Source organism: Phytohabitans aurantiacus (genome assembly GCF_027923225.1).
GTDB lineage: Bacteria > Actinomycetota > Actinomycetes > Mycobacteriales > Micromonosporaceae > Phytohabitans > Phytohabitans aurantiacus.
Genome location: NZ_BSDI01000027.1, coordinates 75609 through 86309, shown reverse-complemented (window position 1 = coordinate 86309; position 10701 = coordinate 75609). Strand labels below are relative to the sequence as shown.

The 10701-nt window shown below is 71.8% G+C and carries 8 protein-coding genes; 7 read left to right on the top strand and 1 reads right to left on the bottom strand.

Annotated features, from left to right (window positions below; translation table 11 throughout):
• The 3 genes from QMG73_RS25375 to QMG73_RS25365 all read left to right on the top strand — a co-directional run.
• Window positions 1–1685, top strand: a 1685-nt coding sequence (locus QMG73_RS25375) for a putative PEP-binding protein (RefSeq protein ID WP_281899688.1), incomplete at its 5' end; no start/stop codon positions are given.
• A gap of 93 nt (window positions 1686–1778) precedes the next feature.
• Window positions 1779–3170: an MBL fold metallo-hydrolase RNA specificity domain-containing protein gene (locus QMG73_RS25370; protein WP_281899685.1), complete on the top strand. Its 1392-nt coding sequence runs from the start codon at window positions 1779–1781 to the stop codon at window positions 3168–3170.
• Between the two features lie 20 nt (window positions 3171–3190).
• The gene (locus tag QMG73_RS25365; RefSeq protein WP_281899683.1) at window positions 3191–3658 is read left to right on the top strand and encodes a universal stress protein; all 468 of its coding nucleotides are present in this window, start codon (window positions 3191–3193) and stop codon (window positions 3656–3658) included.
• 50 nt (window positions 3659–3708) lie between these two features.
• Here the strand turns inward: QMG73_RS25365 and QMG73_RS25360 are convergent, their stop codons facing one another.
• The gene (locus QMG73_RS25360) at window positions 3709–4368 is read right to left on the bottom strand and encodes a CBS domain-containing protein (RefSeq protein WP_309299525.1); all 660 of its coding nucleotides are present in this window, start codon (window positions 4366–4368) and stop codon (window positions 3709–3711) included.
• Between the two features lie 194 nt (window positions 4369–4562).
• On the opposite strand from QMG73_RS25360, the gene QMG73_RS25355 reads away from it, so the two are divergent.
• The 4 genes from QMG73_RS25355 (at window position 4563) to pflA (ending at window position 10669) form a co-directional block, all read left to right on the top strand.
• Entirely contained in the window at window positions 4563–4877 is a 315-nt protein-coding gene (locus QMG73_RS25355; protein ID WP_281899679.1) for an HPF/RaiA family ribosome-associated protein, read from the top strand.
• Window positions 4878–4907: 30 nt separating this feature from the next.
• Complete coding sequence (locus tag QMG73_RS25350) at window positions 4908–7595, top strand: bifunctional acetate--CoA ligase family protein/GNAT family N-acetyltransferase (protein WP_281899697.1); 2688 nt, start codon at window positions 4908–4910, stop codon at window positions 7593–7595.
• A gap of 81 nt (window positions 7596–7676) precedes the next feature.
• Complete coding sequence (gene pflB / locus QMG73_RS25345; protein WP_309299524.1) at window positions 7677–9920, top strand: formate C-acetyltransferase; 2244 nt, start codon at window positions 7677–7679, stop codon at window positions 9918–9920.
• A complete protein-coding gene (gene pflA / locus QMG73_RS25340) occupies window positions 9917–10669 on the top strand; it encodes a pyruvate formate-lyase-activating protein (RefSeq protein ID WP_281899677.1) in 753 nt (250 codons plus the stop codon). The genes pflB and pflA overlap by 4 nt, the downstream gene beginning before the upstream one ends.
• Window positions 10670–10701: the final 32 nt, after the last annotated feature.

Genomic DNA, 10701 nt, shown 5'->3' with positions numbered 1-10701 from the left:
TCCAGACGCGGGTCGGCAAGCGCACCGCGGCGGCGGCTTTCATCATCGCCAGCCAGCTCGTCGACGAGGGGCTGATCGACCTCGACGAGGCGCTGCAGCGGGTCAACGGCGCACAGCTCGCGCAGCTGACGTTCCCGCGCTTCGACCGCTCCGCCTCCCCCGTCCCGCTCGCCGCCGGGGTGCCGGCATCGCCGGGCGCCGCCGTCGGCCGGGTCGTCTTCGACTCCGCGCGCGCCGTCGAGGTGGCCGCCGGTGGCGAGCCGGTGATCCTGGTCCGGCGCGAGACCAATCCCGACGACCTGCCCGGCATGATCGCCGCGCAGGGCATCCTCACGAGCCGTGGTGGTAAGACCAGCCATGCGGCCGTGGTGGCTCGGGGCATGGGCAAGACGTGCGTGTGCGGCGCCGACGACCTTGACGTCGACGTGGCGGGTCGACGGTTCACCACGGATGGCGTCACGGTCCGCGAAGGGGACCTGCTGTCGATCGACGGCGCGACCGGCGAGGTGTTCCTGGGCCGGATCCCGGTGCACGCCTCCCCCGTGGTGCGGTACTTCGAGGGCGAGGCGCGGCCCGTGCGGGACCGGCTGCTGTCGGCGGTACACCGCCTCGTCACGCACGCCGACCGGGTGCGGCGGCTGGGCGTCCATGCGAACGCCGACACCGGACCGGACGCCGCGCGAGCGCGGCGGTTCGGCGCCGAAGGCGTCGGCCTGTGCCGCACCGAGCACATGTTCCTCGGCGAGCGCCGGGCGCTGGTCGAGCGGTTGATCCTCGCCGCCGACGCCGCCGAACGCGAGGCCGCCCTGGCGGCGCTGCTGCCGTTGCAGCGCGCCGACTTCGTCGAGATCTTCCAGGCGATGGACGGACTGCCGGTGACCATCCGGCTGCTGGACCCGCCGCTGCACGAGTTCCTGCCGCCGCTCGCGGAGCTGACCGCGCGGGTCGCCCGTGCCGAGGCGCTGGGCCAGGACGCTGGTCGCGATGGTGAGCTGCTGGCCGCGGTGCGCCGCATGCACGAGCAGAACCCGATGCTCGGCCTGCGCGGCGTCCGGCTCGGCCTGGTGATCCCGGGACTCTACGCCATGCAGGTGCGCGCGATCGCCGAGGCCGCCGCGGAGCACGCGCGCTCCGGCGGCGACCCGCATCCGGAGATCATGGTGCCGCTGGTGGGTACCGTGCAGGAGCTGGAGGCTGTCCGGGCCGAGACGGAGCGGGTGCTGGCGGGGGTCGGCGGCGTCCCACCGATGCGGATCGGCACCATGATCGAGGTACCCCGGGCGGCGGTCACCGCCGGCGAGATCGCCGGCGCCGCCGAGTTCTTCTCCTTCGGCACCAACGACCTCACCCAGATGAGCTGGGGCTTCTCGCGCGACGACGTGGAGGGCGCCTTCTTCCCCCGGTACCTGGAGCTGGGCATATTCGGCACCTCGCCGTTCGAATCCATCGACGTGCCGGGCGTGGGCCGGCTCATCCGGATCGCGGTCGACGAGGGGCGCGCCACCCGTCCCGGCCTCACGATCGGCGTCTGCGGCGAGCACGGCGGCGACCCCGATTCGGTGCGTTTCTTCCACGAGGCCGGCTTGGACTATGTGTCTTGCTCGCCGTTCCGGGTTCCGATCGCCCGGCTGGAGGCCGGCCGCGCGGCGACCGCCAAGGGCACGGCCGGCTCGGACAGCCGCTGAGCCACGGTCACGGGCGGCGAGGGGGCCGCAAGACCCGGCCTGGCGGGTCCTGCGGACCTACCTCGCCGCCGGGCGCGGGCGTGCAATGGTGGCATGATCGAGACTGCGAGCCTGCGATTCTTGGGTGGGACCGGCACGGTGACCGGGAGCAAGTTCCTGGTTTCGTGCGACAGCGGACGGGTGCTGGTGGACTGCGGCCTGTACCAGGGCGACCGTGAGCTGCGCCGCCGCAACTGGGCGGCCTTCCCCGGCACCGTCTTCGACCTCGACGCGATCGTGCTCAGCCACGCGCATCTGGACCACTGCGGCTTCCTGCCACGGCTGGTCCGCCACGGGTACTCCGGGCCGGTGTACTGCTCACCGTGGACCGCCGAGGTGGCGGCGATCGTGCTGCGCGACGCGGCACACCTGCAAGAGGAAGACGCCGAACACGCGGCGCGGCGCGGATCGAGCCGCCATGATCCCCCGCTGCCACTGTTCGACTCCGCGGACGCGGAGAAAGCCATCGGGCTGTTCCGGCCGCTGCCGTACGGCCGTACCCAGCCGGTCGGCGACCTGCACGACCTGACGGTGCGGCTACGCCGGGCCGGCCACATCCTCGGCTCGTCCACTGTGGAGGTGCGGGCGGAGGGCCGGTCGGTGGGGTTCTCCGGCGACCTGGGGCGCGGCTCGCACCCCTTGCTGGCCCCACCCGATCCGGTGCCGGCCGTGGACGCGCTGGTCGTGGAGTCGACCTACGGCGACCGCCGGCACCCGCCCCGCGACCTGGAGCGGCTGGCCGATCCGATCCGACGGACGATCGCCCGCGGCGGCGTCGTGCTCGTGCCGGCCTTCGCTATCGACCGTACTCCGTTGCTGCTCATGGCCCTACGCGAGCTCATGCGTTCCGGTGCGCTGCCGACTGTACCGGTCTATGTGGACAGCCCGATGGCGCTCGCCGCGCTGGACGTCTACCGGCAGGCGGTACGCGAGAACAGCCCGGAGATCGCGCCAGCGGTACGCGAATCACCGACGGACCCCTTCGACCCGGGCGAGCTACACCTGGTGCCCGACCAGGAGCAGTCCCGCCGGCTGAACAACCCGCCGGGACCGTGCGTGCTGATCTCGGCGTCCGGAATGGCCACCGGCGGCCGGGTCGTGCATCATCTCGAGTCCCTGGCCCCAGAGACACGCAACCTGATCCTGCTGCCCGGGTTCCAGGTCGCCGGCACCCGCGGCCGAGCGCTGCTGGACGGCGCCAAGGCACTCAAGATCTTCGGCCAGTACGTACCCGTCCGTGCCGAGGTGGTCGGCGTGGACGATCTCTCGGCGCACGCGGACGCCGACGGCGTACTGTCCTGGTTGCGCACCGCGCCGGAGCCGCCACGCGCCTGCTATGTGGTGCACGGTGAGCCCGGTCCGGCCGCCGCACTCGCTGCCCGGATCGGCACCGAACTCGGCTGGTGTGCGGTGGTCCCGCATCACGCCGAACGAGTCCTGCTCTAACCGCGAAGGAGGGACCGGAAATGACGACGAACTATCAGATCGTGGTCGGAGTCGACGGCTCCGACGGTGGTCGCCGCGCGCTGCGGTGGGCGGTGCGCGAAGCGGCCGGCCATGGCGGCACGGTGCAGGCCGTGACCGCATGGCGGTGGGACGGCATCGACGCTATGCCGCCGGGCACGCTGAGCCCGGCAGATGAGCGCGAGCGGGCCGAGACGATGCTCAGGCACGAGATCGAGATGGTGCCGCCACACGAGCGCGGTGCCCTGCCGATCGCCACGGAGGTACTGGAGGGACGGCCGGGCGACGTCCTGGCGGCGGCGGCCCGGCGTGCGGACCTGCTCGTACTCGGCAGCCACGGACACAGCCGGGTCCGGCACACCGTGCTCGGTTCGGTCAGCGAGGAGTGCATCCGCAAGTCCAGCTGTCCCGTCGTCGTGGTGCCGGTGCCGCACCCGGTACCCAGCCCGGCCACGCCGGCCGTGCCCTGATCGACGCCAGAGGACCCCGCCTCGCGGGGTCCTCTGGTCATTTTGGACGCTCACGCGCCGCCCTGCGTGAGGTGCGCCAGCGCGGTGTCGTCGTACTGGAAGGAAAGCCTGTCCTCCACTGCCACCACACCGGGAACGGCCTGGGCCAGCCGGACCGCAGTCCTGGTGGCGCTGCACAGGTCAAGTTCGCCCGTGAGCGTGACGATGCCGTCGTGGGTCTCGACGCGGACGGTGCCGTCACGAACGGCCATGACGCGGTGCAGCACGCCCTCCACCACGTCGTGGCGGATGTCGGCGTCCGGCCGCAGGTGTACCTTCAGCAGGTCGCTGCGGGTCACGATGCCGACCAGCCGCCCCAGGTCGTTGATGACCGGAAGGCGCTTGACCTGTTCGGCGTCCATGAGGCGCGCGGCCGCCGGGATCAACGTGTGCGCCATCGTGGTGACGGCGGGGGTTGACATCAGGTCGCGGGCCACCCGCGCACCGGCCTTGACCCGCGCCGCGCGGCGCCGCCGGCTCTCGAAGACCCGTCGCGTTTCCGGGCGCCCCTCAGTCTCGATCTTGCGTAGCAGGTCCGCCTCGGACACCACACCCAGCACATGGTCGAAGTCGTCGATGACAGGGACCGCGCTGACCTGGCGACTCGCGAGGATGTCGACGATCTCGCGGTAGGGCGTCCCCTCTCGCACCGCGGCGACGTCTCTCGTCATGACGTCACCAACATTCCACAGCTTCATGGTCCGCCTCGTTTCCTCTCCCGAGTCCATCTCCTGACCTGACCGTAGGGCTGGTCGCACGCCCGGCGTCAGTGCCGATCGACTGCGCGGCCCGGGTCCAAAGGCCCTGTCTCGCAACCTCCAGCGGGCGGGATGGTGGCCTCGTAAACGAGTGATGGGAGGCCCTGATGCCCGGCACCGTCGCATCACCGCAACCGCAGGTCCACGTCCGCGGCCCGATCCCGGCCGCGCAGGTCGACTACGCCCGGACCAAGGTGGCCGCCGCGTTCCGGACTGCACCTCGCCCGGTGTTGTTCGTCCGGCTGACCATCGAGCGGCTCACGGACCAGAACCCCGGACGCCTCTACACCGTCCGCGTGCACGCCGACGTCAGCGGCGTCGACCTGCACGCCCGCGCCACCGCGCCGACCGTGACCGAAGCGGTCGACCTGGCGCAGGGACGGCTGCGCGCCCAGCTGGCCCGGACCAGCCGCTGGCGCTGACCACGATCGAGGAGGAACACCGTGACCAGCATGGCCCTGACGGGCTGCGACGCACTTGCCGCGGACGGCGGCATCGTCCACATCCGCGCGACCACCCGGGACGACGTGGCCGCACTGGCTCGCTTGTACGCGGACGCGTCGCCGGAGAGCCTGCGACTGCGGTTCTTCGCCACGCCGAGCCGTTCGGTGATCGCCTCCGAAGTCGAGCGGCTCGTTCGGGCGCCGGGCCCGGAACACGGCGCGATGGTGGCTCAGGTCGCCGGCGACGTGGTCGGGGTGGCCTCGTACGAGCGGGCGACCGAGGACGACCTGCGTGCCGAGTTCGCCGTATTCGTAGCCGGCCCTCATCGTGGCCGGGGCATCGGCACGCTGTTACTGGAGCATCTGGCCGCGCACGCCCGGCAACATGGCATAGTCGAGCTGACCGGTGAGGTGCTGCCCGGTAACTTCCGGATGCTGCGGGTCGCCAAGGATCTGACCGGCCGCACCCGTACCCGGTTGATGGACGGCGTCGTGGACGTGGACGTCGCGACCACCACCGACGAGACGGCATTACTGGCCGCCGACGCCCGGGACCGAGCGGCCGAGCGGGCGGCCCTGCGGCCGCTGCTCGCGCCGCGTTCCGTGGCCGTGGTCGGCGCCGGGCGGCGGCCAGGCGGGATCGGCCACGAGACGCTGCGCGCGCTCGTCGAGGGCGGGTTCACCGGGCCGATCTATCCGGTGAACCCGGGCGCCGACGCGATCGCCGGGCTGCGGGCCTGGCCGTCGTTGGCGCAGGTGCCGGCGCCCGTCGACCTGGTCGTCGTGGCGGTGCCGGGCGACGCGGTGCGCGAGGTGCTGGTCGAGGCGGGCCGGGCCGGGGCACGGGCCGCGGTCATCCTCAGCTCGGGATTTGGCGAGTCCGGCACCGGTGGCCGCGCCGCGCAGGCCGAACTGGTCCGCATCGCCCGGGCGCACGGTATCCGGCTGGTCGGACCCAACTGTCTCGGCATCGTCAACACCGCGCCGGACGTACGGCTCAACGCCTGCTTCGCGCCGACCGCGTCGCCGCCCGGCGGCCTTGGCGTCGCCTCGCAGTCCGGCGCCGTCGGTATCGCGCTGCTCGCACAGGCCGCCCGGACCGGCTGCGGTATCTCGACGTTCGTCTCGCTGGGCAACAAGGCCGACATCAGCGGCAACGACCTGCTCGCGTACTGGTACGACGACCCAGCGACCCGCGCGGTGGCGCTGTACCTGGAGTCGTTCGGCAACCCGCGCAAGTTCGCCCGGCTGGTCCGCGCGCTCGGTCGCCGCAAGCCGGTACTGGCCGTCAAAAGCGGCCGCTCCGCCGCAGGGCAGCGGGCCGGCGCCTCGCACACCGCGGCCGCGGCCGCGCCGGACGTCGCGGTGGACGCCCTGTTCGCCCAGGCCGGCGTGGTCCGGGTCGACAACCTGGGTGAACTGCTGGACACCGCGCGCCTGCTTACTGAGCAGCCGCTGCCGGCCGGCGACCGGCTCGCCATCGTCGGCAACGCCGGCGGGGTCAACGTGCTGGCCGCGGATGCCGCTGAGGCCGCCGGTCTGCGGGTGCCCGCGCCCAGCCAGCAACTGCGGGAGCGGCTCGCCCGAGCCGCAGCCGGCGCGGCAGCGCTGGACAACCCGCTGGACCTGGGCGCCGGTGCCACGCCAGCCGCGTTCGCGGCCACGGTGGAGGCGGTGGCCGCCAGCGGCGAGGCGGACGCCGTGCTGCTGGTCGTGGCAGCGACCCGGGCCAACGACGTACCGGCGGTACTGGCTCAGGTGACCCCGGTGCTGGATCGGCATGAGGCGTTGACCGCCACCGTGGTGGTGATCGGCACCAGCGACTCACCGGCGGCGCTGGGCGTGCGCCGGGTACCGGTCTACGACCTGCCGGAGCGGGCCGTGCGCGCGCTGGCCCACGCGGCCGGGTACGCGCGCTGGCGCCGCAGCCCACTCGGCGCCCGACCCACCCTGTCCGATGTAGACAGCGTCGGCGCGCGAGCAGTCGTGCACGCCGCTCTGGCCGGTGGCGGCGGCTGGCAGCCGTACCCGCGCATCGCCGACATCCTCGGCCGGTACGGCATCCCCGTACTGGCCTCCGTCGAGGCGGCCAGCGCCGGCGCCGCGGTCGAGGCGGCCAGTACGATGGGGTACCCAGTAGTACTCAAGGCCGCCGACCCGGCACTGGTCCACAAAAGCGACATCGGCGCCGTCCACATCGGACTCGACGAGCCAGCAGCAGTGCGCAGCGCCTACCGCGCCATCGCGGCCGCGGTAGGAAAGCCCGACCCGCGGGTGCTGGTGCAGCCTCAAGCCGTCGGCCAAGTGGAACTGGTGGCGGGCATCGTGCACGACCCACTGTTCGGCTCGCTGGTGATGCTCGGCCTCGGTGGCGTGTACACCGATCTACTCGGCGACCGCGCCTTCCGGCTGGTGCCGATGACCGACCTGGACGCGGGCCGCATGTGGCGCTCCTTGCGGGCGGCGCCGCTGCTGACCGGATATCGGGGCGCGCCGCCCGCCGACACCGCGGCTGTCGAGGACTTGGTTCTGCGGCTCGGCCGGCTCGCCGAGGACCTGCCGGAGATCGCCGAACTGGACCTCAACCCCGTCATGGTCGGATCGGACGGCGCGGTCGCGGTCGACGCGAAGCTGCGGCTCGCGCCGGCCGGCATCGAGCCGGACGCCACGCTGCGCGGGTTGCGCCAGCCGGAGTAGGACCGTCCCGAACCGGCGGGACCTAAGCCTCTGGGCCGGGCCCGCCGAACGGCCCAGGCTGGAAATGGAAGGGTTTCCCCAATGCAGGAGGCGGAAATGACCCAGGCGTGGCGGGGCTTCACCGGCGTCGAGTGGCGGCAGCGGATCGACGTAGCGGACTTCATCCGGCACAACTACACCCCATACGAGGGCGATGCGGGCTTCCTGGCAGGACCGACGGAGCGGACCCGGGCGCTGTGGGATGGGCTGGGTGAGCTGTTCGCCGAGAAGCGCCGGCGAGGAGTGTACGATGTGGACACTCATACGCCGTCGACCATCACCGCGCACGCGCCCGGCTACATCGACCGGGACCGCGAGCTGATCGTCGGGCTGCAGACCGACGCGCCGCTGCGCCGAGCCATCCTGCCCGCCGGTGGCGTACGCATGGTGGAGAACGCGCTGACCGCCTACGGGTACCCGATGGACGGCGCTGTGAAGGAGATCTTCACGCGGTACCGCAAGACACACAACCAGGGCGTCTTCGACGCGTACCCGGAAGCGGTCCGCGCCGCCCGCCGGTCGAACATCATCACCGGGCTTCCGGACGCGTACGGCCGCGGACGCATCGTCGGCGATTACCGGCGCGTGCCGCTGTATGGCGTGGACCGGCTCATCACCGCCCGGCGCGACGACCGTGCTCGCCTCGACGCCTACCCGTCCACGGCCACCGTCATCCGCGACCGGGAAGAGCTGGCCGAGCAGATCCGGGCGCTGCGCGAGCTCAAGCAGATGGCCGCCGGCTACGGCTACGACATCTCGCGCCCGGCGACCACCGCCCGCGAGGCGATCCAATGGCTGTACTTCGCGTACCTCGGCGCGGCCAAGGAACAGAACGGCGCCGCGATGTCTCTGGGCCGCACCGCCACGTTCCTCGACGTCTACCTCGAACGTGACCTGACCGAAGGGTTGCTCGACGAGGCGGGCGCGCAGGAACTGATCGACGACTTCGTCATCAAGCTGCGCATCATCCGGTTCCTGCGCACACCCGAGTACGACGAGCTGTTCTCCGGAGACCCGACGTGGGTGACCGAGGCCCTGGGTGGGATGGGCACCGACGGGCGCACCCTGGTGACCCGCACCTCGTTCCGGTACCTGCGGACCCTCTACAACCTTGGCCCGGCGCCGGAGCCGAACCTGACCGTCCTATGGAGCCCGGCGCTGCCGGCCGGCTTCAAGCGGTTCTGCGCACAGGTGTCGCTGGACACCAGCGCTTTGCAGTACGAGAACGACGAACTGCTGCGCCCGGCGTACGACGACGACACTGCGATCGCCTGCTGCGTGTCGGCGATGCGGGTCGGTAAGGACATGCAGTTCTTCGGCGCCCGCGCCAACGTCGCCAAGGCGCTGTTGTACGCCATCAACGGCGGCCGCGACGAGCTGACCGGCGAGCAGGTGGCGCCACCGTTCGCACCGGTCACCGGCGATGTGCTGGAGTACCCGGAGGTGGTCGCCGCCTACGACCGGATGCTCGACTGGCTCGTCGCGACCTATGTGGACGCGCTGAACGTCATCCACTACATGCACGACAAGTACGCGTACGAGCGGCTGCAGATGGCGCTGCACGACTACCCGGTGCACCGGTACCTGGCCGCCGGGATCGCCGGCCTGTCGGTGGCCGTCGACAGCCTGTCGGCCATCAAGCACGCCACCGTCAAGGTGCTGCGCGACCGCACCGGCCTGGCCGTCGACTACGCGGTCGACGGCGACTTCCCGTGCTACGGCAACCACGACGACCGCGCCGACGCCATCGCGGTGTGGCTGGTCGAGACGTTCATGGCCAAGCTGCGCGGCCAGCCGGCGTACCGCAACGCCGAGCACAGCCTCTCGGTGCTGACCATCACGTCCAATGTGGTCTACGGCAAGCACACCGGCAACACCCCGGACGGCCGCCGCGCCGGCGAACCGTTCGCGCCAGGGGCCAACCCGATGAACGGCCGGGACCGGCACGGACTGGTCGCGGCGGCGCTGTCGGTAGCAAAACTGCCGTACGGCAGCGCCCGCGACGGGATCTCCCTGACCAGCACCATCACCCCGGCGGGGCTGGGCCGCACCCGGGACGAGCAGATCACCAACCTGGCCGGCGTGCTCGACGGATACACCGACGGCGGCGGCTTCCACATGAACGTCAACGTGCTCGACCGCGACACCCTGCGCGACGCGATGGCCCACCCCGAGCGGTATCCGCAGCTGACGATCCGGGTGTCCGGGTACGCGGTGAACTTCGTGCGCCTGACACACGAACAGCAGGAGGACGTCATCTCCCGGACCTTCCACGGGTCACTGTGAACACCCCCCTCACGGCGACCGTCACCGGGTCCGTCCACTCCTGGGACGTCTCCACCGGAGTGGACGGGCCCGGCACCCGGTTCGTGGTGTTCCTCGCCGGCTGCCCGCTACGCTGCCAGTACTGCCAGAACCCGGACACCTGGCGGATGCGGCCGGCACAGCGCACCTCGCTTCCGGACCTGTGGCGCATCGCCGCCGGGTACACGCGCTTCATCGCGGTGGCCGGTGGTGGGCTGACCATCAGCGGCGGCGAGCCTCTGCTGCAGCCGGCGTTCACCGAGGCGCTGTTGCGCCGCGCCAAGGAGGCTGGGCTGCACACCGCCCTGGACACCTCCGGCGCGCTCGGCGACCGCGCCACCGACGGCCTGCTGGACGCCACCGACCTGGTGCTGCTCGACATCAAGTCCGGCGATCCCGCCACGTACCGGCAGGTGACCGGCGGCGGTGAGTTGGCACCGACGCTGCGCTTCGCGCGGCGGCTGTCCGACCGGGGCACCCCTATGTGGATCCGGTTCGTGCTGGTGCCTGGGCTCACCGACGCCCCGGACAACGTGGCCGCCGTCGCCCGCTTCGTCGCGACACTGTCTACTGTCCAGCGTGTGGAGGTGCTGCCGTTTCACCGGCTGGGCGCCGCTAAGTACGCCGCCCTGGGCATCGACTTTCCGCTCGCGGATACCCCGCCACCGACCGCCGACCTCGTCGACCGGGTCCGCGCCCAGTTGCGCTCACACGGCCTCACGGTGTATTAGCTTGATCTTTGACCTTGACTGTCGGGTGTGGA